Source organism: Pseudomonas fluorescens (assembly GCF_000730425.1).
GTDB classification, from domain to species: Bacteria; Pseudomonadota; Gammaproteobacteria; order Pseudomonadales; family Pseudomonadaceae; genus Aquipseudomonas; species Aquipseudomonas fluorescens_X.
This window is the reverse complement of sequence record NZ_CP008896.1, coordinates 912,074-933,323: the sequence shown is the minus strand read 5'-3', so window position 1 is coordinate 933,323 and position 21,250 is coordinate 912,074. Positions and strand designations below refer to the sequence as shown.

Genomic DNA, 21,250 nt, shown 5'->3' with positions numbered 1-21,250 from the left:
ATTACTGGCCAGCGGCCTGGGCGACAGGTTCGGCGCTTGCATCCACGTCGACTTTTTCACCTGGGCGTGCGTGTTGCAGGCCTTCGACGATGATGCGATCACCGGCCTTCAGGCCGCTGTTGACCACCCAGCGATCATTGATCGCGGCGCCCAATTCCACCGCTTGCTGGCTGACGTTCTGTTCGGCGTCCACCCGCAACACCATGGGGATACCGGCACTGTCGCGGGTGATTGCACGCTGCGGCACGCTCAGGCCTTGCTGGTCGACCGCCTGTTCCAGGCGCACGCGGATAAAGCTGCCGGGCAGCAGGTCGAGGTCCGGGTTGGGGAATTCGCTGCGCAGGATGATCTGCCCGGTACCGGGGTCGACGGAGATTTCCGCAAACAGCAACTTGCCCGGCAGCGGATACAGGCTGCCGTCATCCTGGATCAACGTCGCCTTGGCCTGGTCCTGGCCCACTTGCTTCAAGTGCCCGGCGCGGAACGCGCGGCGCAGGTCATTCAGCTCGCGGGTCGACTGGGTGAGGTCGGCGTGAATCGGGTCCAGTTGCTGGATCAGCGCCATGGGAGTGGCTTCGTTCTGGCCCACCAGGGCACCTTCGGTCACCAGCGCCCGGCCAATACGCCCGGAGATCGGTGCCGTCACCGTGGCATAGCCGAGGTTGAGCTGGGCACGCTGCACCGCGGCCTGGTTGGCGGCGACATCGGCGGCAGTGTGCCGGGCGGTGGCGCGGGCGTTGTCGTAGTCCTGGGCGCTGATGGCATTGCCTTCGACCAACTGGCTGTAGCGCTGCTCTTGCAGGCGCGCCTGGAAGGCATTGGCCTGGGCCTTGCGCAGGCTGGCCTGGGCGCTGTCGAGGTCGGCCTTGAACGGCGCCGGATCGATCCGGAACAGCACGTCGCCCTGTTTGACGTCGTGGCCTTCTTTGAACACCCGTTGCAACACCACGCCCGCGACCCGCGCGCGTACTTCGGCAATGCGTGGCGCGGCAATCCGCCCGCTCAGCTCGCTGCTGATGGACAGGGGCCTGGCTTCGAGGGTTTCAACCCGCACTTTGGCCAGCGGCATTTGCGGGGTGTCGCCTGCAGAGTTGCCACACGCACTCAGGGCCAACGTCAGTGCCAGCAGGCAAAACGGCGCAAACAGATTCTTTGACATGCTCTTATCCCAATATTGACTGGCGCATCCTACGGGCGCCCCCGGCCTGGTGCTGTGAAGCTGTGTAGGCGGTGTGTGAAAAAATGTAAGGTGCGGCGCACGCCGAGGCGCGGGCGTATATCCTTCACGGCCGTGGATCCTAACAAGCTCTTCTGATAAATGACGATTTAATGTGGGAGCGAGCAAGCCCGCTCCCACATTGGATTTGTGTACGACAAAAAAACCGCATTAACTGGAAACACCATGCCCAATATCCTCCTGGTCGAAGACGACGCTGCGCTGTCCGAGCTGATTGCCAGTTACCTTGAGCGCAACGGCTATCACGTCAATGTGCTCAGTCGCGGCGACCATGTGCGCGAGCGGGCCAGGCTCAACCCGCCGGACCTGGTGATCCTCGACCTGATGCTGCCCGGCCTCGATGGCCTGCAAGTCTGCCGCCTGCTGCGCGCCGACTCGGCCGGCCTGCCGATCCTGATGCTTACCGCTCGGGATGACAGCCATGACCAGGTGCTGGGCCTGGAAATGGGGGCCGACGACTACGTGACCAAACCCTGCGAGCCACGGGTACTGCTGGCCCGGGTGCGCACCTTGTTACGCCGCAGCAGCCTCAGCGAACCACAGGCGGCCAATGATCAGATCCTGATGGGCAACCTGTGCATCGACCTGTCGGAACGTTCTGTGACCTGGCGCGGCCAGGCGGTGGAATTGTCCAGCGGCGAATACAACCTGCTGGTGGTGCTGGCCCGGCATGCTGGCGAAGTGCTCAGCCGCGACCAGATCCTGCAACGCCTGCGTGGCATCGAGTTCAACGGCACCGACCGCTCGGTGGATGTGGCTATCTCCAAGCTGCGCCGCAAGTTCGACGATCATGCCGGCGAGGCTCGCAAGATCAAGACGGTCTGGGGCAAGGGTTACTTGTTCAGCCGCTCCGAGTGGGAATGCTGACACCATGTTCCGCGTCCTGATCCGTCTTTACCTGCTGACCATCGTGACCTATAGCGCGGCGATCTATCTGATCCCCATGGGCATCATCGAGGTCTTCCACAGCCGCTATATGAACTACAGCATCGAGCAATCCCGTGGCTTGCAGAGCCTGATCGTGCGCCAGTACCACAGCCGGCCGGTGGAGCGCTGGTCCGAGGTCACCGAGCAGTTGGCCCGGGACTTTGCGCCGTTGAAGGTGCAATTGCTGCACCGTCAGGACGCCCGCTACACACCGGCCGAGGAGCGCTTGCTGGAGCAGGGCAAGCCTGTGATCCGCCTGGGAGAGTGGGGCTGGATGGAAGAAATCAGCTCGCCGCTCAATGGACAATTGGCCGTCAAGTTGACCATCCCGCCCGACCCGCTGGACATGAACCTGCTGTACTGGACCATGAATGTGCTGATCGGCGCGGCGTTGCTCGGCGGCCTGGTGATATGGCTGCGCCCCCACTGGCGGGACCTGGAACGCCTCAAGGCGACAGCCGCGCAACTGGGCCGTGGGCACCTGGAAGAGCGCACGCACATTCCCCCCAGCTCCAACATCGGCAGCCTGGCGGCGGTGTTCGACACCATGGCCAACGACATCGAACACCTGCTCAACCAGCAACGCGACTTGCTCAACGCCGTCTCCCATGAGCTGCGCACCCCGTTGACCCGCCTGGACTTCGGCCTGGCCCTGGCGTTGTCCGAAGACCAGCCGGCTGCCAGTCGCGAACGCCTGCAAGGCCTGGTGGCGCACATCCGCGAGCTGGATGAGCTGGTGCTGGAGTTGCTGTCCTACAGCCGTCTGCAAAATCCGGCGCAACTGCCCGAGCGAGTGGACGTGGTGTTGGATGAGTTTATCGACAGCATCCTGGGCAGCATCGACGAAGAGCTGGAAAACCCCGAGATCGTGATTGATGTGGTGCTGGACTGCGCCGTGGAGCGTTTTACCCTCGACCCACGCCTTACCGCCCGCGCCCTGCAAAACCTGCTGCGCAATGCCATGCGCTACTGCGAGCGGCGGATCCAGATTGGCGTCAAGGTGTGTGCCAAGGGCTGTGAAATCTGGGTGGATGACGATGGCATTGGTATCCCCGAAGAGCAGCGCGCGCGGATCTTCGAGCCGTTCTACCGCCTGGACCGCAGCCGTGACCGGGCCACTGGCGGCTTTGGCCTGGGCCTGGCAATCAGCCGCCGGGCTGTCGAGGCGCAAGGCGGCACGCTCACCGCCCAGGCTTCGCCCTTGGGCGGCGCGCGCCTGCGCCTGTGGCTGCCCATCTGACCCGTAGGAGCCGCGCTCCAGTCCTGTTTTTGGCATATGCACGGCCTTACCGCCCCAGACGCACCCTTGCTATAGTTCGGCCCTTATCAGCCACCAGCCAAGGATCACTGCCATGTCCGAATACCAAGCCTTTGTCGTCGAACTCCACGGCAACGTCGCCCATGTGCAGATCAATCGCCCGGAAAAGATCAACGCGATGAACGCGGCGTTCTGGAGCGAAATCATCGAGATCTTCCAATGGGTCGATGACACCGACGCGGTGCGCGCGGTGGTGTTGAGTGGCGCGGGCAAGCATTTTTCCTCGGGCATCGACCTGATGATGCTGGCTTCGGTGGCCAATGAATTTGGCAAGGACGTGGGGCGCAATGCGCGCTTGCTGCGGCGCAAGATCCTGCAACTGCAAGCCTCGTTCAATGCGGTCGATAACTGCCGCAAACCGGTCCTGGCGGCGATCCAGGGCTACTGCATCGGCGGCGCCATCGACCTGATCAGCGCCTGTGACATGCGCTATGCCGCTGATAACGCGCAATTTTCAATCAAGGAAATCGATATCGGCATGGCCGCCGACGTCGGCACCCTGCAGCGCCTGCCACGCATCATCGGCGACGGCATGCTGCGCGAACTGGCCTACACCGGCCGCACCTTCGGCGCCGAAGAAGCGCGCAGCATCGGCCTGGTCAACCGCACGTTTGCCGATCACGAAAGCCTGCTGGCCGGGGTCATGGAGCTTGCCGCGCAAATCGCCGCCAAATCGCCGATTGCCGTGGCCGGCACCAAAGCCATGATCAGCTACATGCGTGATCACAGCATCAACGATGGCCTGGAATACGTTGCCACCTGGAACGCTGCTATGTTGCAATCCAACGACCTGCGCGTGGCCATTGCGGCCCATATGAGCAAGCAGAAACCCGAATTCGTGGATTGACTGAACATGACCCCAGGCTGGATGACCACAACGCTGCTGGACAATGACGCCCCCGGCGGCTGGGCTGTGGCCCGTAGCCGCGAAGGTTTTTTGCTGGATGACAACGGGCCGCTGTTCCCCAGGGAATGGCTCAAGCGCCAGGATCTGTCGGTATTGGCCGAGCATGGCATCGGCCATCTGGATGGCGAACCGGTGTACCTGCTGGAACTGAACAGCCCTGGCGATGTGCCGGGTTGCCGCTGGCAAGGCCTGCGGGCCTTTATGTTGCAGGACGATCACCGCCTGTACACAGTCCTGGGTTATGCCGCGCAGATCGGTACCTGGGCCCGCGAGCACCGGTTTTGCGGCAGTTGCGGCCAGGCGATGGTGCAGGTGCCCAGGGAGCGCGCGATGTTCTGCCAGGCGTGCGACCTGCGCAGCTACCCGCGTATTTCCCCAAGCATGATTGTGCTGATCACCCGAGGCGATGAGATTCTGCTGGCACGCTCACCGCGTTTCGTCACCGGGGTCTACAGCACCCTGGCCGGCTTCGCCGAACCTGGGGAATCTGCCGAAGACTGCCTGATCCGTGAAGTGCACGAGGAAGTGCAGGTGCAGGTGCGGAATATCCAATACGTGGGCAGCCAGTGCTGGCCGTTCCCGCACTCAATGATGCTGGGTTTTCACGCCGAGTATGCCGCAGGCGAGATCGTGCCCCAGGCCGATGAGATTGAAGACGCACAGTGGTTCAATATCCACCAATTGCCACCGCTGCCGGCGTCGCGTTCGATTGCCCGCTACCTCATCGACCTGTATGTGGCGCGCCGCCTAGGCCACGCTGAACCAGTGCTGCCAGGCTAGGCGCACGGTCAGGCCGAGCACCACGGTGATAAACACCGGGCGAATGAATTTGGCGCCGCCGCTGATGGCACTGCGTGCGCCGAAGAACGCGCCGACCATCACCGACAGGCCCATGCTCAGGCCGACAATCCAGTCCACCGAACCGTTGAAGATAAACACCGACAGCGCCGCCGCGTTGCTGACGAAGTTCATGCTGCGCGCCACGCCGCTGGCCTTGACCAGGTCGACGGGGTACATCAGCAGGGTGCTGACGGTCCAGAACGCGCCGGTGCCGGGGCCTGCCACACCATCATAGAAACCCAGGCCGAAGCCCTGGGTCGATTGCCATTTCTTCTTGATCGGCGCATCTGCGTCCAGCGGTGCCTTGGGCGTACCCCCAAACAACAGGTAGATACCGCAGGCGAAAACGATCACCGGCAGCATCTTGTTCAGCCATTCGGCGGGCAGGTAATGGGCGACGATGGCCCCGACCAGCGCACCGATCAACGTCCCCACGATGGCGTGCACCCACTGGCGCGGGTGGAACAGCTTGCGCCGGTAGAAGGTGAAACTGGCGGTGGCCGAGCCGAAGGTCGAACTCAGTTTGTTGGTGCCCAGCACCAGATGGGGCGGCATGCCGGCGGTGAGCAAGGCCGGGGTGGTGAGCAAACCGCCGCCGCCGGCAATGGCATCGATAAAACCGGCGATAAAGGCAACCACCGCAAGAATGGACAGGGTGGTGAGGTCAACGCTGAGTTCAAAAGGCATGGAGGCGACTTACTTCGGCGAGGCGCAGAAAGGGGCTGCGCGAAAGTCCGCTAGCTTACCTATAACCGATTGTTACGGCGACTGTTGCATGTAGGAGCCGGCTCCTACAGATGGGTTGGGTGTTGTGTCAGCAACAGTGATCCAACAAATCACCCCTCTGGGCAACATTGTTCCATCCAGCCCCGAAGTGGCCGGACGCGCCTGCCACGGGGCTTTGCCCACGCTGGCACGCTTGCTGCTCCATAACCTGCACAATCCTAGTGTGCGAGGTACCGAACGATGACTCAGCAAGCCGTGAAATTTGCCTATTGGGTGCCCAATGTCAGTGGTGGCCTGGTGGTCAGCAAGGTCGAACAACGTACCGACTGGGGTATCGATTACAACCGCAAGCTGGCCCAGTTGGCTGAGGAGGCGGGGTTCGAGTACGCCTTGACGCAAATCCGCTTTACCGCCGGCTACGGTGCCGAGTACCAGCATGAATCCGTGGCCTTCAGCCACGCACTGCTGGCCGCCACCACCCAACTCAAGGTGATCGCGGCGATCCTGCCCGGGCCCTGGCAGCCCGCGCTGGCGGCCAAGCAACTGGCAACCATCGATCAACTGACCAATGGCCGGGTGGCGGTGAACATCGTCAGCGGCTGGTTCAAGGGCGAGTTCCAGGCCATTGGCGAACATTGGCTGGAGCATGATGAGCGCTACCGGCGCTCCGAAGAATTCATCCGCGCCTTGAAAGGCATCTGGACCCAGGACCATTTCACCTTCAAGGGCGACTTCTACCGGTTCAACAATTACAGCCTCAAGCCCAAGCCCCTGGGCCTGCCGCACCCGGAGATTTTCCAGGGTGGCAGCTCCCGTGCAGCAAGGGATATGGCAGCACGGGTATCGGACTGGTATTTCACCAACGGCAATACCCCGGAAGGGATCAAGGCTCAGGTCGACGATATCCGCGCCAAGGCGGCGGCCAATAACCACTCGGTCAAAGTCGGGGTCAACGCCTTTGTGATCGCCCGCGATACCGAAGAAGAGGCCCTGGCGGTGTTGGCCGAGATCATCGACAAGGCCGACCCGCAAGCGGTCAATGCCTTTGGCGATGCAGCCAGGCAGGCGGGCAAGGCCTCGCCGGAGGGCGAGGGCAACTGGGCCAAGTCCAGCTTCGCCGACCTGGTGCAGTACAACGATGGTTTCAAGACCAACCTGATCGGCACACCCCGGCAGATTGCCGAGCGCATCGTCGCGCTCAAGGCGGTGGGGGTGGACCTGGTGCTGGCCGGCTTCCTGCACTTCCAGGAGGAGGTGGCGTATTTTGGCCAGCGCGTGCTGCCCCTGGTGCGCGAGCTGGAAGCCAAGGCCGCCGCAACCGGCAGCGCCAGGGCGGTGGCGTTACCGGTATAGCACCACCGCTGCCCGTAGCTGGTTATTGCCGAAGCGGCACATCCGATCAAACTCCCCGTGGCTGACCGGCAAATGCTGGCAGTCCATGGGCTGGCGGTGCTGGCTATGGTCCACGTGAGGATCATGCAGGTAGACAAACTCTTGATCACAGTCGGTCACGATCACCCAGTGCGGTGACTTGGAACGCGTCAGCCGGTAACTGCTGATCAGTACCAGGGGTTGCCCGCCGTCGCCCAGAACCTGCGCGAGGTCCAACGCACCACCGAACACCTGTTGTACCTCACTGCCCGCCAACTCATGCTCGAACCCTTCATGCACCAGGCGCATGACATCTTTTTTATGCGGGTCGCGTACTCCATCGAGAAACAGCGGCCCACGCACATTGACCTGCATACGCACGCGAAACCCCCGACGCCACGCGGCCAGCGCCAGGCCCTGGGGGCTGCAGCCGCCGTGTCCAGCCGTCATGAACACGGTGGTCGCTTCGCGCCAGATCTGCAGCTCTTCGCGGCGCAGGGACTCACGCCCAGGCAACAGGGCGCCCATGGCCATCAGCAGGCACGCTGCTGCGCAAGTGAAATCGGTGGTCTGCTGGTAGTAGGGGACGCTCAAGGCACGGGTGTCTGTGTGCTGGAGGATACGTTTCTCCAGGCGCAGGGCGTCGGTATGGTCGGCGTAGTAGTCGTTGATCAGGGCAAAGCGCCGGTAGCCGCTGCGCTCGTACAGGGCAATAGCGCCAGGGTTATCGGTGCGCACCTCAAGGCGCAGGTAAGCACAATCGTGGGCCACGGCGCAGGCTTCGATACGCGCCAGCAGTTGCTTGCCCAGGCCCGTGCCCCGGGCAGGCGCGGCAATGGCCAGGGAGTACAGGCGCGCCAACGAGGTGCCGCGATGGAACAACACCAGGGCATAACCCAGTAATTGCCCGGTGTTTTCGGCCACCAGCAACTGCGCGTGGGCACGGCTGATCATCCATTGGAAACTGCGGGCGGACAGTCGGTCAGTGGTGAAACAGTGCTGTTCCAAAGCGACCAATGCTGGCAAATCATCGAGTGTTGCAACGCGAAAGGAAAGAGTCATATAACCGCCGTAAAAGTTGCGTAACTAAACGAGACTTCTCTGAAAGATCGTGCTTAATAGAAAAGGTCAAGTTCTCTAGCGGATCAATCAATATGTCAGCGGTACACAGTCATTGGCGAGCAGTATCCGAGCAAATCGTCGCAACGACAATAACTCCCGACGGATATTTTTCCACACCGCCTAACAGTTCAAGCCAAGTTGTGATTATCGTTGAACGCAAGGAAGACTGGGCCTCTTACTTTCCCAGCGAAGATATTGTCACCGCCCAGGAATACCTCGAGCGCCCTCGGGAAAACGAGGGCGCAAAGCGGGTGCAGGTGATCAACCTGTGCCGCAGCTACAAGTACCTGGGGCATGGCTACTACTGTTCGCTGCTGGCCGAGGCGCGCGGGCACAAGGTGATTCCGTCGGTGCGCACTATCAGCGAACTGACGAAAAAATCCTTGTATGGCCTGGCCCTGGATAATCTTGATAAAACCCTTGATAAAGCATTGAGTCATCACCTCTACAGCAATACCGAAGGTTTTACCCTGACACTTTATTTTGGCCGGACCAATATTGATCCGTTGCAGGATCTGGCTCGGCAATTATTTGAAGTGTTCCCATGCCCGATCCTGTTAGTTGAGTTTCGCAAGCACAACGGCTGGCATATCGAAGGCATCAAGTCCGGAGCGCTGCATAAGTTACGCGATGATCAGGAAGATCAGTTTGCCCAGGCCCTGGACAACTTCAGCCGCAGGATCTGGCGCCAACCGCGCTCGCGGCGCCTGGCGCGTTATGACCTGGCGATCCTGCACGATCCCCAGGAGCCGTTGCCACCCTCCAATGCCAAGGCTCTGGAAAATTTCGTGCGGGTGGGCAAGGGACTGGGGATTGATGTGGAACTGATCGAACGCAAGGACTACGCGCGGCTGGCCGAGTACGACGCCTTGTTGATCCGCGAAACCACCAGTGTCGACAATCACACCTATCGGTTCGCCAAGAAAGCCGAGAGCGAAGGGCTGGTGGTGATGGACGACCCCGCGTCGATCCTGCGCTGTACCAATAAGGTCTACCTCACGGATCTGCTCAACAGCCATCAATTGGGTATGCCCGTCACCGAGATTCTGTACAAGGAACGACCGCAAGATTTCGAGCGAGTCGGCGAGCGCCTGGGCTTCCCCCTGGTGCTGAAAATCCCCGACGGTTGTTTCTCCCGCGGGGTGATCAAGGTCGAAAGCCAGGAGGCGTTGCTGGCGGCGACGGCGGAGTTGTTCGAACACTCGGTGTTGCTGCTGGCCCAGGAGTTTTTCTACACCGAGTACGACTGGCGCATAGGCGTACTGAACCGCAAGCCGATTTTTGCCTGCCAATATTTCATGTCCAAGGGCCATTGGCAGATCTACAACCACAAGGCCATTGGCCAGGATATCAACGGCGAGTGTCGTACCCTGGCGGTGCATGAGGCCCCCAAGGCCGTGGTGGAATTGGCGGTGAAGACCGCCAACCTGATCGGTGACGGGTTGTACGGCGTGGACTTGAAGCAGTCCGGCGACAAGGTGGTGGTGATCGAGGTCAACGACAACCCGAATATGGACGCCGGGATTGAAGACGCCTACTTGCAGGACGACCTGTATTGCCTGGTCCTGGAAGAGTTCGTGCGCCGTCTGGAGCTCAAGCGCCAGGGGCAGGTCTGGTGATCTGCCTTGAGCTCAGCGAGGGTACGCTGCGCCGTACCGAGCGCGAAAATGCCGAGATCCTGCTGTTCAACAACCCCGACAGCGATGAGCGTGAATGGCTGCGCGAGCGCTACAAAGTCGATGAGCATGCGCTGGCGTCGGCGTTGGACCCGGACGAGGTGTCGCGTATCGAGTTCCATCCCGACAACCTGTTTCTGATCTGGAAACGCCCGCAAAACTACTCAGGAGGCAGCAACCTGGTGTTTGAGGTGTCGTCTTGTGGCTTGCTGTTTTCGCCCGATCGCCTGCTGGTGATTGCCACCGACGACAGCCAGTTGTCCGGCCTGGGCGCGCGTCGGCCGCTGCATACACCGCTGGATGTGTTGCTGGATCTGCTGCTGAACAACATCCATCACTACCTGGGCCACCTCAAGGTGATCAAGCAGGTCGCCCGGGAACTGCAGCAGCAATTCAACGCCTCGATGAGCAACCGCCACCTGATGCAGATGTTCAGCCTCAGCGAGAGCCTGATCTATTACATCAACGCGCTGCACAGCAACGGCGCAGTCTTGACGCGCTTGCGCAACCATGGCGAGAAGGAGCACTTCAGCCCGCAGACCCTGGGCTTGATCGACGACCTGATCATCGAGAACCACCAGTGCTTCAAGCAGGCAGAGATCTATTCCAATGTGTTCTCCGGGCTGATTGATGCCCGGGGTAACTTGATGAACAACAGCATGAACAACCTGCTGCGCAAGTTGACGCTGATCAACGTGGTGTTCCTGCCGCTGAATCTGCTCGCCAGTATTGGTGGGATGTCCGAGTTCAGCATGATGACGGCCGGCACGCCCTGGTGGGTGGCGTATCCGTTGTTTCTCCTGGCGATGGCGCTGGGCGCCGTGGGGATGGTGCTGGGGCTTCGGCGGCTTGCCGGGGGCGGCAGGAAAGCGGGGTGACCGGGTCGCGCATTCCCGCCGGTGCTGAAGGGCTTAGGCGTCTGCCTGCAGGGTCAAGACTTCAAACCCTTGCGCGGTGACGGCCACGGTGTGTTCCCATTGGGCCGACAGGCTATTGTCGCGGGTCACCACGGTCCAGCCATCCTTGAGGCTGCGCACCTTGGCACTCCCCTGGTTGAGCATCGGCTCGATGGTGAACACCATGCCCTCGCGCAGGGTCAAGCCGGTGCCTGGACGACCGAAATGCAGGATTTGCGGCTCTTCATGCATTTCCCGGCCAATCCCGTGGCCGCAGTATTCGCGCACCACGCTGTAGCCGTTGGCCTGGGCGTGGCGCTGGATCGCATGCCCGATATCCCCCAGGCGCGCGCCGGGCTTGACCTGACGGATACCGGCCCACATCGCCTCGAAGGTCTGCTCCACCAGGCGCCGGGCCTTGGGCGCGACGGCGCCGATCATGTACATCTTGCTGGAGTCGGCGATAAACCCGCCTTTTTCCAGGGTGATGTCGATATTGACGATATCGCCATCCTTCAGCACCGCCTTGGCATCCGGCATGCCATGGCACACCACTTCGTTGATGGAAGTGTTGATGCTGAAGGGATAGTCGTACTGCCCGAGGCTGGCGGGGCGCGCCTGCAGGTCCTGGCGGATAAATGCCTCGACCGCCGCATCCAGTTCAAGAGTGGTCTGGCCGGCGCCGATCCGGTTGTCGAGCAGGGTGAACACCTGGCCCAGCAGGCGGCCGGCTTCACGCATCACGGCAATCTGTGCAGGGGTCTTGATCATCAGCTGCGCCCCCGGATCAGGTCAGGTTCGTCGAGCAACAACTTGTTGATCAGGTCGTTGTAGGCCAGGTGTGGGTTGAGTTCGGCCAACAGGCCGATCTTGATCCAGAACTGCGCCTGGGCGTTGATGGACCGGTCCATGGTGGCGCTGGCCAGGCGGATTTGTTCATGCAGTTGATCGGTGATCTTGACGATGCCCATGGGGTTCACTGTGCAGGGTGGATATGCAAAGCGTATACGTTTCGTATATTCATCGTAAACCCCCGAGTCGACTTGCCCTGGACCGCGGTCAGCTTTGTTGCATGAAATTTCAAACCTGCCGTTGCCGCGCCAAATGTTGCCGAGCGGGTGGCGGTGCAACAACACAGCTTGAATGTGGGAGTTGTCGAGCTTTAGCGAGGCGACGATGGCGCCAGCAAAAACACCTCGGGGTGTCAGATACCCAGCTCCCACATTCGGGTTAGTTACTGCACGCTGGCTTTTTCGACGGTGGTGGATGCCGACCAGATGCGGTAGCGCACTTCGACATCTTTTGGAACATATACAACGATGGGCAATTTGCTGTTGTAACGCAGCAGAAAACCGTCGCCGACCACCGGCACAAAGTCCTCGCGGGTCTTGCCTTCAGGACAGGCCATCAGGGTGCTCATGGGGCCACTGATGTTCTCCAGGCGGTAAAACGGATAGCCCCAGCCTTCGAGGTTTTTCTCTTCCAGCACACCGCCGAGCCGCTGTTGGTTGCAGTCGACCGGCAAGGTTTTACCGGCGAGGATTTCAACCTTGAAGTCCTGTTCCCGGGGCTGTGCAGGCAGGTGGATGACCTGGCGAACCTGCCCGGCATCCGCCTTGGGGTAGGGCGCGATCTCTTCCAGCTTGGCGGCACTGGCCTGGGTCGCCAGCACGCTCAGTGCCAGCACGCAAAGGGTATTGAAGGGAGCAGAAGTCATGTGACGTCCTTATCTTGAGGTCAGTTGAACAAGCGTTGCCACGATGCACGCCATCGTCCGGCAGTGCAAACCCGCAGCAACTTATATAAAGGTTGTTGTTGCTTATGAGGAAAGGATCCTACGCCCCTGGGTACAAGGAGTAGGCTTGGCAATTGAACGCGTCTGCCAGGGTTGGCAAGGCGCGGCGCTCAGACTATTCATTTTTATAAAAATTCATTGGCGGTCTCAAAAAAAGGAGAGGTTTAGCCATGTTTTCGGAATTGGAACTACGCGGTCTTATCGAAGGAAGTTTCCTGCCCAGGCGTTGTGAATGCATCAAGGCTCAGGATGGATCGTTGACGATCAAAATCTACGACGACGATGGTACAGGTACCACGGTCACCGGCATCCAGGCCGATAAACTCGACAGCAGCCGCGCCATCTGCAACTTGATCACCGAATTGCGTGAAGACCTCAAGCACGCCCATGCACCGGCTCCGCGCCGGGTGGGTGCCAGGCTGTACTGATCAGCTCATCGCAGGATCGCGGGCCTGGATAACCTCCAGGCCCGGCACCGCTGCGCATGGTCTCAGAAGGGGCCACGCGTGCGCTGTGAGGCAAGCCTCAGACAAATCCGATACGGCCCTGTGACCTCTCGCTGCTAGTGTTTCGCCACATCCGTCGTCAGTGGCTGAGGTCGTGCGTGCAACAAAAAATCGCAGCAGAGTTTCTCGGCACTTTTTGGCTGACCTTCGCCGGTTGTGGCAGTGCCATTCTGTCGGCCGCATTTCCCGGCCTGGGTATCGGCTTTACCGGGGTGGCCCTGGCATTTGGCCTGAGTGTATTGACCATGTCCTACGCCGTGGGCAGCATCAGCGGCGCACATTTCAACCCGGCGGTAACGCTCGGCCTGTGGGCCGGAGGCCGCCTGCCGGGGGTGGATGTGCTGCCCTATATCATCGCCCAGGTCGCCGGCGCGACAGTCGCGGCGGCGGTCCTCGCGCTGGTCGCCAGTGGCCGGCCGGGCTTTGAAATCGGCGAGTTCGCCGCCAATGGCTATGGCGCGTTGAGCCCAGGTCAGTACAGCCTGTTGGCCGCCGTGGTGGTGGAAAGCGTGGGCACGTTCTTCCTGGCGTTTATCGTGATGCGGGTGACGGCGCCGGGTGCCGCGCCGGGGTTTGCGCCGATAGCCGTGGGCCTGACGCTGACGCTGATTCACCTGGTGTCGATTCCCGTCACCAACACCTCCGTCAACCCGGCACGTAGTACTGGGCCGGCACTGTTTGCCGGCACCGATTACCTGATGCAGCTCTGGTTGTTCTGGCTGGTACCACTGGCCGCCGGTATCCTCGGCGCCAGGGTGGCCCGGGCTGTACGGGAGCGGCCGTGAGCCGCGCCGAAGTCTATCCGTTCAATTGCTCACGGTAGGGCAGGTCTGGCCCGGTCTTGGTACAGGTCAGCGCGGCGGCGCCAATGGCGAATTTGAGCATGCTGTCGATCTGCTCCCGGTCCAGGCCCTGCACACCTTCCACGCAATCGAGGCGCTGTTCGGTGAGCCAGGCAATCAAGGCCGCCTGGAAGGTGTCGCCGGCACCCACTGTATCGGCCATCACCACCTTGACCGCCGGTGCCGACCAGTTGCCATGCCGGCGGCTGAACACGCTTGCACCCTCACCGCCACGGGTCAGGAAAATCAGCTGGCAACGATGCTGCAGCCAGCCTTGCAGAACGCTTTCGGGTGCCTGGCCGGGGTAGAGCAGGTGCAGGTCCTCATCGCTGACCTTGATCAGGTCGGCATAGTGCACCAACTCGGCAACCCGCTGGCGCCACACCTCGATATCCGGCTCGGGGTTTAGCCGTACATTCGGATCAAGGCTGATCAGGCGTTTGCCGCTTTCCCGGCGGAGCAGGGCCCGCAGGCTGTCGGCGACCGGCTGCACCACCAGGGAAAACGAACCAAAATGCAGGCCACGCACCTGGGCATCGAGTACGGGCAAATGCTCAAGCTGCAGTTGCCGATCGGCACAGCCTTCGCCACGGAAACTGTATTGCGGCGAGCCATTGGCGCCCAGGGCGACCATCGCCAGGGTGGTCGGCGCCGCAAACTCTACCAGGTACTCGTCGCGTACGCCTTCATCGCGCAGAACCTTACGCAGGCGCTGGCCCAGGTAGTCGCTGGACAAACCGGCAAACAGGCCCGCATCAATCCCCAATCGCCGCAAGCCTACGGCCACGTTGAACGGCGAGCCGCCGGCAATCGCCTTGAAATTGACGTTGGAAGCCTGTCCGCTGGCATCCTCCTGGCTGAAAAAATCAAACAGCGCTTCGCCACACACCAGATACATAGTTATTCGCTCTTAAAGGGTTGCCACATGCTGTTGATAGCGTTCATAGGCGTGTTGATAAGCCGCAACGCTGGCGGCGACGGGCTGGGTACGGCTGGCCGGGTCGATGCTGACGCAGCGTGCGCACAGCGCCTCAAGGCTTTCGCCGGACTGGCACCACGCGGCCTGGAGTGCCGCGCCCAGGGCCGCGGCTTCGCTTTGTTCGGTACAGACCACTTCGGTGTCCATGATATCGGCGACCATCTGCCGCCACACCGGGCTTTTCGAGCCGCCGCCGATCAGGCGGATACTGTGGCTGTGCAGGCCGGTCTGGCGCAACAGGTCCAGGCCCTGGCGCAAACCAAAGGTAGTGCCTTCAACCACCGCACGGCACAGGTTGCCACGGGTCAGGTTGGTCATGGTCAGGCCGTGCAGGCTGCCGGTGGCATGGGGCAGGGCGGGTACACGCTCGCCATTGAGAAAGGGCAGCATGCTGACACCCTCGGCGCCAATCGGGGCCTGGGCCACCAGGGTGTTGAACGCCATCAGGTCCAGTTCGAACAGCTCGCGGATGACTCCGGTGGCATTGGTCAGGTTCATGGTGCAGATCAGCGGCAGCCAACCGCCACTGGAAGAACAGAACGTCGCCACCGCGGCCTCGGCGCTGATCGTCGGTTGATCGGCAAACGCATACACGGTGCCCGACGAACCGAGGCTCATGGTAAACACCCCTGGCACGATGTTGCCGGTGCCAATCGCCCCCATCATATTGTCGCCGCCGCCACTGGACACCATGGCCCCGGGGTTGATCCCCAGGCGTTCGGCGATGGCCGGCAGAATGTTACCTACGGGCTGGTTGGCCTCGATCAGCGCGGGCAAAGCCGCCTCCAGGCGCCCGCTGGCATCGATGTGCCGCAGCAACCCAAGGTCCCATTGGCGGGTGCGCACATTGAAATAGCCGGTGCCCGAGGCGTCGCCGTACTCGGCGCAGGCGCGGCCAGTGAGCCAATAGTTGAGGTAATCGTGGGGCAGCAGTACATGGGCGATGCGTGCGAAAACATCCGGGTGTTGTTCCAGGGTCCATAGCAACTTGGACACGGTATAGCCCGGGGCAATCGCGACGCCCAGGCGCTCCAGGGAGCCGCTTTCACCGCCCAGATGCTCGAGTAACCGGGCGTTTTCGGCGCTGGTTTCGGTGTCACACCACAGCTTGGCCGGGCGCAGCACCTGGCCGTGCTCATCGAGCAGCACCAGGCCGTGTTGCTGGCCGGAAACCCCGATGCCGAGGATGTCCTGGCCGTCCACGCCGGCTTGTTGCAGGGCGCGGTGGGTGGCTTCGGTAAAGGCATCCAGCCACTCCTGAGTGTGCTGTTCGCGCCGGCCATTGGCACCGCTGATCAGGGTGTGGGCAGCAGCGCCCAGGCCCAGCACCGTGCCGCTGGTGGCGTCGAGGACGATGGCCTTGGTGCCTTGGGTGCCGCAATCGATGCCGAGGAATAGAGATTGCCGGGTCATAGTTATCGCTCAATGGAACGCGGTCAAAATGTGGGAGCGGGCTTGCTCGCGAAGCGGCGTATCAGCCAAACATTTATCAACTGACCCACTGCTTTCGCGAGCAAGCCCGCTCCCACATTATCTTGCTCAAGTTGTGTCAGTGAAAGTTGGCGAGCAGGTGCTTCAGGGTCTCTGCGACACCTTTGTCACGCAAACTGGCAAAACACCGCTCGAACGCTGCCACAAACTCCGGTGAATTGGGAATCGCCGTGCCAAAAATCTCTTCCACACTGAGCAATCGCTGGCTGATCAACGCGTCATCAGCCACCAGCGCCCGGCAGAAGTCCGCACGGGGATCGGGGATGCGGTAGCGCACGCCATTCTCGTCCACACCTTGCAGGTACAAGGCCCAGGCCGCCACCACCAGCGCTGCTCGCTCGGTATCGCGCCCCTCGGCAATCAGGCGATTGATGGTCGGTACCGTGAACTTGGGAAACTTCGATGAACCATCGGAACAGACCCGCTCCAGTTGATCGGCAATCGCCTGGTTGGAGAAGCGCTCCACCAAGGTCTGCTTGTACTGGTCCAGATCGATGCCCGGTACGGGTGCCAGGTTGGGGGTCACGTCCAGGTCCATATAGGCACGCATATACGCGACAAACAGCGGATCGTTCATGGTCTCGTGGACAAACCGATAGCCTTTGAGAAACCCCAGGTAGGTCAGGGCCAGATGGCTGCCGTTGAGCAGGCCGATTTTCATCTCTTCGTAAGGTGTGACGTCATCGGTGAACTGCACGCCAACCCGCTCCCAGGCCGGGCGGCCGTTGACGAACTTGTCTTCCAGCACCCACTGCACAAACGGCTCGCACACCACCGGCCAGGCGTCGTCAATGCCGTGTTGATCATGCAGTTGCAAGCGATGCGCCGTGCTGGTCATGGGGGTGATGCGGTCGACCATGGCGTTGGGGAAGCTCACATGGGCCTTGATCCAGTCGTGCAGGTTGGTGTCGCGCAACGCGGCGAACGCCAGCAGCGCCTTGCGGGTTACGGCGCCGTTATGGGGCAGGTTATCGCAGGACATCACGGTAAAGGCCGGAATACCGGCGGCACGGCGCAGGCTCAAGGCCGCGCAGATAAAGCCGAATACCGTCTGCGGCGCCGTGGGGTGGGCCAGGTCATGCTGGATCTGCGGCAAATGGGCCATGAACTCGCCGTTGCTGTCGTCGATGCAGTAGCCGCCCTCGGTAATGGTCAGCGATACGATGCGGATTTGCGGGCTGGCCAACTTGTCGATCAGGGCCTGGGCGCCGTCTTGGGCCAGCAGCATGTCGCTGATGGCACCGATCACCCGTACTTCGGTGTCGTCGGTGTCGCCCAGTTCATACAGGGTGAACAGATAGTCCTGGCCGGCCAGGTCATCCCGGGCCTTGCGGTCTTCAGCGCGCAGGCCGATGCCGCAGATGCTCCAGTCCAGGCCGACACCGGTGTTCATCAGGGCGTCGGTGTAATACGCCTGGTGCGCGCGGTGGAAACCGCCGACGCCGATATGGGCGATGCCCTGGCGCGTATCAGCCAGGGCGTAGGCCGGCAGGCGCACTGCGGGCGCAAGCTGGGTGAGTGTGTGTTTATTGAGTTTCATCAAAAGTTCTCGCGAAATCAGGCGACAGCGCGCAATGGGCGGGCCACGGCAACGCCATCGGTATCGAACAGGTGGCAGTGCGCCGGGTCCAGGTGCAATTGCAGCGTCTGGCCATACTGGCTGGCCATGTCGCCACGGATGCGCAGGGTCAGCGGCTCGCCATTGCGGGTGATCACATGGCAGAAGGTGTCGCTGCCCAGGCGCTCGCCAACATCGGCGGTAACGGTCAGGGTGGTATCGCCCGGCGCGGCCAGTTCCAGGTGTTCGGGGCGGATGCCCAGGGTCACCGCGCTGCCCACGCTCAAGGTGGCGCCGCTCAATGGCAGGCTGATCAGGGTGCCGGCATCCAATTGCACTTCACAGCCCTGGCTGTCGACACGGGTGACCTTGCCCTTGAGAAAGCCCATTTTCGGTGTACCCAAAAAACCTGCGACAAACAGGTTGGCTGGTTGGTGATACAGCTCCAGCGGCGAGCCGACCTGCTCGATGCGCCCGCTGTTGAGCACCACCACCTTGTCGGCCAGGGTCATGGCTTCGACCTGGTCGTGGGTCACGTAAATCATGGTGGCCTGCAGTTCTTTATGCAGGCGCGCCAGTTCCAGGCGCATTTGCACACGCAGGGCTGCGTCGAGGTTGGACAGCGGCTCGTCGAACAGGAAGATCTTCGGGTTGCGCACAATCGCCCGGCCGATGGCCACGCGCTGGCGCTGGCCGCCAGACAGTTGCTTGGGCTTGCGCTCCAGCAGCGGGCCCAGCTCCAGGATGCGTGCGGCCTCACTGACCTTGCTGTCGACAATGTGCTTGTCCACGCCGGCCAGGTCCAGGGCAAACGACATGTTCTTGCGCACGCTCATATGCGGGTACAGGGCGTAGGTCTGGAACACCATGGCCAGGTCGCGCTTGGCCGGGGTCACTTCGGTAATGTCACGGCCATCCAGTTCAATGGTGCCTTCAGTGACTTCCTCAAGGCCGGCAATCAGGCGCAGCAGGGTGGACTTGCCACACCCGGACGGCCCGACGAAGACCACGAACTCCTTGTCGTTCACTTGCAGGTCGATGCCCTTGATGATGGAGAAACCTTCGAAGCCTTTTTGCAGATTCTTGATTTTCAGGTTGGCCATGGGATGGGCCTCCGCTCGTTGTTATTTTTGCAGGAGCCGGCTTGCCGGCGAGAAGGCCCTTGAGCCCTGTGGCGACCTTGGGGGCGCCATCGCCGGCAAGCCGGCTCCTGCACAGAGGTGTACGTCGTTTATTTCACTGCGCCAAAGGACAGTCCGCGCACCAGTTGCTTCTGGCTGATCCAGCCGAAGATCAGGATCGGCGCGCAGGCCAGGGTCGAGACGGCAGACAACTTGGCCCAGAACAACCCTTCGGGGCTGGAGTAGGAGGCGATCAACGCGGTCAACGGTGCGGCATTCGACGAGGTCAGGTTCAGCGACCAGAATGCCTCGTTCCAGCACAGGATCAGCGACAGCAGCACGGTAGACGCCAGGCCGCCCTTGGCGATGGGCAGCAGCACCCGCACCATTTCCTGCCACAGGGTGGCGCCATCCAGGCGCGCGGCTTCGAGGATGTCCTTGGGAATGTCCTTGAAGTAGGTGTAAACCATCCACACCACAATCGGCAGGTTGATCAGGGTGTAGATGATGATCAGCGCGAGGCGTGTATCCAGAAGCCCCATGCTCTTGGCCAGCAGATAGATGGGCATCAACACGCCCACCGGTGGCAGCATCTTGGTCGACAGCATCCACAGCAGCGTGCCCTTGGTGCGCTGGGTTTCGTAGAACGCCATGGAGTAGGCCGCCGGCACCGCAATCAGCAGGCACAGGGCGGTGGCGCTGAAGGAAATCACCACCGAATTCCAGGCGAAGCTTATGTAGTTGCTGCGTTCATTGATGTGCAGGTAGTTCTCAAGGGTTGGCGTGAAAATGAACTGCGGCGGCGTGGCGAATGCGTCAATTTCGGTCTTGAAACTGGTGAGTACCATCCAGAAGATCGGGAAGAAAATCACGATCGCGATGGCCCAGGCCAGGGTGCCGAGCAACAGGCTTTGCAGGCGGCGGGATTGTTGAAGCGTCATGGCGCGGCCCTCAAGGCTTGTCAGTCAGGTTTTTGCCGAGCATCCGCACCAGGATGATCGCCGCGATATTGGCAATGACCACGGCAATCAAGCCGCCGGCCGAGGCCATGCCCACATCGAACTGCACCAGCGCCTGGTTGTAGATCAGGTAGGCTAGGTTGGTCGAGGCGTAGCCGGGGCCACCATTGGTGGTGGTAAAGATTTCGGCGAACACCGAGAGCAGGAAAATGGTTTCGATCATCACTACCACGGCAATGGGCCGTGCCAGGTGCGGCAAGGTCAGGTGCCAGAAAATCGCAATCGGCCCGGCACCGTCCAGGCGTGCGGCTTCCTTCTGCTCCTGGTCCAGGGACTGCATGGCGGTCATCAGAATCAGGATCGCGAAAGGCAACCATTGCCAGGACACGATGATGATGATCGACAGCAGCGGATAGTGCGCCAGCCAGTCCACCGGCTGCGCACCAAACAGCTTCCACACCGCCGCCAGCACGCCGGACACCGGGTGGAAAATCAGGTTCTTCCAGATCAGCGCACCGACGGTGGGCATGATGAAGAACGGCGAGATCAACAAGACCCGCACCAGCCCGCGCCCGAAAAACTCGCTGGCCTCCAGCAAGGCACTGATCAGTACGCCCAGTACCACACTGATCAGCAGCACGCTGCCCACCAGCAACAAGGTATTGGTGGCACCGGGCAGGAAGCCCGAATCCGTAACGAAGTAGGTGAAGTTCTCCAGGCCCACGAATTGGTTTTCGCCGGGGTAGAGCAGGTTGTAGCGGATCAGCGAAAAGTACAGGGTCATGCCCAGGGGCACGATCATCCACAGCAGCAACAGGGCCACCGAGGGGCTGACAAGGAACCAGCCGGGGTTGAGCAGGCGGCTTTTAGACGTATTCATGGCAATCAAAACCCAATAGAGGCAGACAGAACCCGCCTTGGAATGCAGTCAATGCAGGCGCTGGCTTGCCAGCGATAGCGGCCTGTCAGGCGATCAATC

At 61.4% G+C, this 21,250-nt stretch carries 21 protein-coding genes; 9 read left to right on the top strand and 12 right to left on the bottom strand.

The window, feature by feature from the left end; translation table 11 throughout:
• Nucleotide 1: 1 nt before the first annotated feature.
• Nucleotides 2-1,159 (bottom strand): efflux RND transporter periplasmic adaptor subunit, encoded by a 1,158-nt coding sequence (locus tag HZ99_RS03855; protein ID WP_038441482.1) that lies wholly within the window; start codon nucleotides 1,157-1,159, stop codon nucleotides 2-4.
• A 243-nt stretch (nucleotides 1,160-1,402) separates the two neighbouring features.
• Here HZ99_RS03855 and HZ99_RS03850 point away from each other — a divergent pair, with 243 nt between their 5' ends.
• The 4 genes from HZ99_RS03850 to nudC all read left to right on the top strand — a co-directional run bounded on the left by HZ99_RS03850 (nucleotide 1,403) and on the right by nudC (nucleotide 5,169).
• Entirely contained in the window at nucleotides 1,403-2,104 is a 702-nt protein-coding gene (locus HZ99_RS03850; RefSeq protein ID WP_038441481.1) for a response regulator transcription factor, read from the top strand.
• 4 nt (nucleotides 2,105-2,108) lie between these two features.
• Nucleotides 2,109-3,404 (top strand): ATP-binding protein, encoded by a 1,296-nt coding sequence (locus HZ99_RS03845; protein WP_038441479.1) that lies wholly within the window; start codon nucleotides 2,109-2,111, stop codon nucleotides 3,402-3,404.
• A gap of 112 nt (nucleotides 3,405-3,516) precedes the next feature.
• On the top strand, nucleotides 3,517-4,329 hold the full coding sequence (locus HZ99_RS03840; protein ID WP_038441478.1) for a crotonase/enoyl-CoA hydratase family protein: 813 nt from the start codon (nucleotides 3,517-3,519) through the stop codon (nucleotides 4,327-4,329).
• A gap of 6 nt (nucleotides 4,330-4,335) precedes the next feature.
• Nucleotides 4,336-5,169 carry an NAD(+) diphosphatase gene (gene nudC / locus HZ99_RS03835; RefSeq protein ID WP_038441476.1) on the top strand — a complete coding sequence of 278 codons (834 nt, stop codon included), beginning with the start codon at nucleotides 4,336-4,338 and terminating at the stop codon, nucleotides 5,167-5,169.
• Here nudC and HZ99_RS03830 read toward each other — a convergent pair.
• On the bottom strand, nucleotides 5,137-5,916 hold the full coding sequence (locus HZ99_RS03830; protein ID WP_038441474.1) for a TSUP family transporter: 780 nt from the start codon (nucleotides 5,914-5,916) through the stop codon (nucleotides 5,137-5,139). The two genes, nudC and HZ99_RS03830, sit on opposite strands and share 33 nt — an antisense overlap.
• Before the next feature lie 279 nt (nucleotides 5,917-6,195).
• Here HZ99_RS03830 and sfnG point away from each other — a divergent pair, with 279 nt between their 5' ends.
• A complete protein-coding gene (sfnG, locus tag HZ99_RS03825; protein ID WP_038441471.1) occupies nucleotides 6,196-7,308 on the top strand; it encodes a dimethylsulfone monooxygenase SfnG in 1,113 nt (370 codons plus the stop codon).
• Here the strand turns inward: sfnG and HZ99_RS03820 are convergent.
• Nucleotides 7,297-8,388 carry a GNAT family N-acetyltransferase/peptidase C39 family protein gene (locus HZ99_RS03820; protein WP_038441469.1) on the bottom strand — a complete coding sequence of 364 codons (1,092 nt, stop codon included), beginning with the start codon at nucleotides 8,386-8,388 and terminating at the stop codon, nucleotides 7,297-7,299. The two genes, sfnG and HZ99_RS03820, sit on opposite strands and share 12 nt — an antisense overlap.
• A 92-nt stretch (nucleotides 8,389-8,480) precedes the next feature.
• On the opposite strand from HZ99_RS03820, the gene HZ99_RS03815 reads away from it, so the two are divergent.
• Complete coding sequence (locus HZ99_RS03815) at nucleotides 8,481-10,067, top strand: RimK family protein (RefSeq protein ID WP_038441467.1); 1,587 nt, start codon at nucleotides 8,481-8,483, stop codon at nucleotides 10,065-10,067.
• Nucleotides 10,064-11,002, top strand: coding sequence for a magnesium transporter CorA family protein (locus HZ99_RS03810; protein WP_404942425.1), 939 nt, complete (start codon nucleotides 10,064-10,066; stop codon nucleotides 11,000-11,002). Before HZ99_RS03815 ends, HZ99_RS03810 begins: the two co-directional genes overlap by 4 nt.
• Before the next feature lie 33 nt (nucleotides 11,003-11,035).
• Here the strand turns inward: HZ99_RS03810 and map are convergent, their stop codons facing one another.
• The 3 genes from map to eco all read right to left on the bottom strand — a co-directional run bounded on the left by map (nucleotide 11,036) and on the right by eco (nucleotide 12,737).
• Complete coding sequence (gene map / locus HZ99_RS03805) at nucleotides 11,036-11,791, bottom strand: type I methionyl aminopeptidase (RefSeq protein ID WP_038441460.1); 756 nt, start codon at nucleotides 11,789-11,791, stop codon at nucleotides 11,036-11,038.
• Nucleotides 11,791-11,991: a ParD-like family protein gene (locus HZ99_RS03800; RefSeq protein ID WP_038441458.1), complete on the bottom strand. Its 201-nt coding sequence runs from the start codon at nucleotides 11,989-11,991 to the stop codon at nucleotides 11,791-11,793. The genes map and HZ99_RS03800 overlap by 1 nt, the downstream gene beginning before the upstream one ends.
• A 263-nt stretch (nucleotides 11,992-12,254) precedes the next feature.
• Entirely contained in the window at nucleotides 12,255-12,737 is a 483-nt protein-coding gene (eco, locus tag HZ99_RS03795; RefSeq protein WP_038441455.1) for a serine protease inhibitor ecotin, read from the bottom strand.
• Between the two features lie 248 nt (nucleotides 12,738-12,985).
• Between eco and HZ99_RS03790 the strand changes: the two genes are divergently transcribed.
• Together HZ99_RS03790 and aqpZ are read left to right on the top strand one after the other, a co-directional pair.
• Nucleotides 12,986-13,243 (top strand): DUF1652 domain-containing protein, encoded by a 258-nt coding sequence (locus HZ99_RS03790; RefSeq protein ID WP_038441452.1) that lies wholly within the window; start codon nucleotides 12,986-12,988, stop codon nucleotides 13,241-13,243.
• Nucleotides 13,244-13,419: 176 nt separating this feature from the next.
• Nucleotides 13,420-14,106: an aquaporin Z gene (aqpZ, locus tag HZ99_RS03785; RefSeq protein ID WP_038441449.1), complete on the top strand. Its 687-nt coding sequence runs from the start codon at nucleotides 13,420-13,422 to the stop codon at nucleotides 14,104-14,106.
• 13 nt (nucleotides 14,107-14,119) lie between these two features.
• On the opposite strand, the gene HZ99_RS03780 is transcribed toward aqpZ, so the two are convergent.
• From HZ99_RS03780 to HZ99_RS03755, 6 genes are all read right to left on the bottom strand, one after another.
• The gene (locus HZ99_RS03780) at nucleotides 14,120-15,061 is read right to left on the bottom strand and encodes a carbohydrate kinase family protein (protein ID WP_038441446.1); all 942 of its coding nucleotides are present in this window, start codon (nucleotides 15,059-15,061) and stop codon (nucleotides 14,120-14,122) included.
• A 12-nt stretch (nucleotides 15,062-15,073) separates the two neighbouring features.
• Complete coding sequence (gene xylB / locus HZ99_RS03775; RefSeq protein WP_038441443.1) at nucleotides 15,074-16,555, bottom strand: xylulokinase; 1,482 nt, start codon at nucleotides 16,553-16,555, stop codon at nucleotides 15,074-15,076.
• Nucleotides 16,556-16,691: 136 nt separating this feature from the next.
• Nucleotides 16,692-18,173, bottom strand: coding sequence for a mannitol dehydrogenase family protein (locus HZ99_RS03770; RefSeq protein WP_038441441.1), 1,482 nt, complete (start codon nucleotides 18,171-18,173; stop codon nucleotides 16,692-16,694).
• Between the two features lie 17 nt (nucleotides 18,174-18,190).
• Nucleotides 18,191-19,294, bottom strand: coding sequence for an ABC transporter ATP-binding protein (locus HZ99_RS03765; protein WP_038441438.1), 1,104 nt, complete (start codon nucleotides 19,292-19,294; stop codon nucleotides 18,191-18,193).
• A 128-nt stretch (nucleotides 19,295-19,422) separates the two neighbouring features.
• Nucleotides 19,423-20,253 (bottom strand): carbohydrate ABC transporter permease, encoded by an 831-nt coding sequence (locus HZ99_RS03760; RefSeq protein ID WP_038441436.1) that lies wholly within the window; start codon nucleotides 20,251-20,253, stop codon nucleotides 19,423-19,425.
• Nucleotides 20,254-20,263: 10 nt separating this feature from the next.
• Nucleotides 20,264-21,151: a carbohydrate ABC transporter permease gene (locus HZ99_RS03755; protein WP_051903031.1), complete on the bottom strand. Its 888-nt coding sequence runs from the start codon at nucleotides 21,149-21,151 to the stop codon at nucleotides 20,264-20,266.
• Nucleotides 21,152-21,250 lie beyond the last annotated feature (99 nt).

What these genes read in the sequence shown, in the direction of transcription:
- HZ99_RS03840 (WP_038441478.1), top strand. Translation starts at nt 3,517, where the DNA reads ATGTCCGAATACCAAGCCTTTGTCGTCGAACTCCACGGCAACGTCGCC.
- HZ99_RS03790 (WP_038441452.1), top strand. Translation starts at nt 12,986, where the DNA reads ATGTTTTCGGAATTGGAACTACGCGGTCTTATCGAAGGAAGTTTCCTG.
- HZ99_RS03760 (WP_038441436.1), bottom strand. Translation starts at nt 20,253, where the DNA reads ATGACGCTTCAACAATCCCGCCGCCTGCAAAGCCTGTTGCTCGGCACC.
- HZ99_RS03830 (WP_038441474.1), bottom strand. Translation starts at nt 5,916, where the DNA reads ATGCCTTTTGAACTCAGCGTTGACCTCACCACCCTGTCCATTCTTGCG.
- HZ99_RS03850 (WP_038441481.1), top strand. Translation starts at nt 1,403, where the DNA reads ATGCCCAATATCCTCCTGGTCGAAGACGACGCTGCGCTGTCCGAGCTG.
- sfnG (WP_038441471.1), top strand. Translation starts at nt 6,196, where the DNA reads ATGACTCAGCAAGCCGTGAAATTTGCCTATTGGGTGCCCAATGTCAGT.
- eco (WP_038441455.1), bottom strand. Translation starts at nt 12,737, where the DNA reads ATGACTTCTGCTCCCTTCAATACCCTTTGCGTGCTGGCACTGAGCGTG.
- HZ99_RS03845 (WP_038441479.1), top strand. Translation starts at nt 2,109, where the DNA reads ATGTTCCGCGTCCTGATCCGTCTTTACCTGCTGACCATCGTGACCTAT.
- HZ99_RS03755 (WP_051903031.1), bottom strand. Translation starts at nt 21,151, where the DNA reads ATGAATACGTCTAAAAGCCGCCTGCTCAACCCCGGCTGGTTCCTTGTC.
- HZ99_RS03780 (WP_038441446.1), bottom strand. Translation starts at nt 15,061, where the DNA reads ATGTATCTGGTGTGTGGCGAAGCGCTGTTTGATTTTTTCAGCCAGGAG.
- HZ99_RS03815 (WP_038441467.1), top strand. Translation starts at nt 8,481, where the DNA reads ATGTCAGCGGTACACAGTCATTGGCGAGCAGTATCCGAGCAAATCGTC.
- HZ99_RS03765 (WP_038441438.1), bottom strand. Translation starts at nt 19,294, where the DNA reads ATGGCCAACCTGAAAATCAAGAATCTGCAAAAAGGCTTCGAAGGTTTC.
- xylB (WP_038441443.1), bottom strand. Translation starts at nt 16,555, where the DNA reads ATGACCCGGCAATCTCTATTCCTCGGCATCGATTGCGGCACCCAAGGC.
- nudC (WP_038441476.1), top strand. Translation starts at nt 4,336, where the DNA reads ATGACCCCAGGCTGGATGACCACAACGCTGCTGGACAATGACGCCCCC.
- HZ99_RS03855 (WP_038441482.1), bottom strand. Translation starts at nt 1,159, where the DNA reads ATGTCAAAGAATCTGTTTGCGCCGTTTTGCCTGCTGGCACTGACGTTG.
- HZ99_RS03800 (WP_038441458.1), bottom strand. Translation starts at nt 11,991, where the DNA reads ATGGGCATCGTCAAGATCACCGATCAACTGCATGAACAAATCCGCCTG.
- HZ99_RS03770 (WP_038441441.1), bottom strand. Translation starts at nt 18,173, where the DNA reads ATGAAACTCAATAAACACACACTCACCCAGCTTGCGCCCGCAGTGCGC.
- map (WP_038441460.1), bottom strand. Translation starts at nt 11,791, where the DNA reads ATGATCAAGACCCCTGCACAGATTGCCGTGATGCGTGAAGCCGGCCGC.
- HZ99_RS03820 (WP_038441469.1), bottom strand. Translation starts at nt 8,388, where the DNA reads ATGACTCTTTCCTTTCGCGTTGCAACACTCGATGATTTGCCAGCATTG.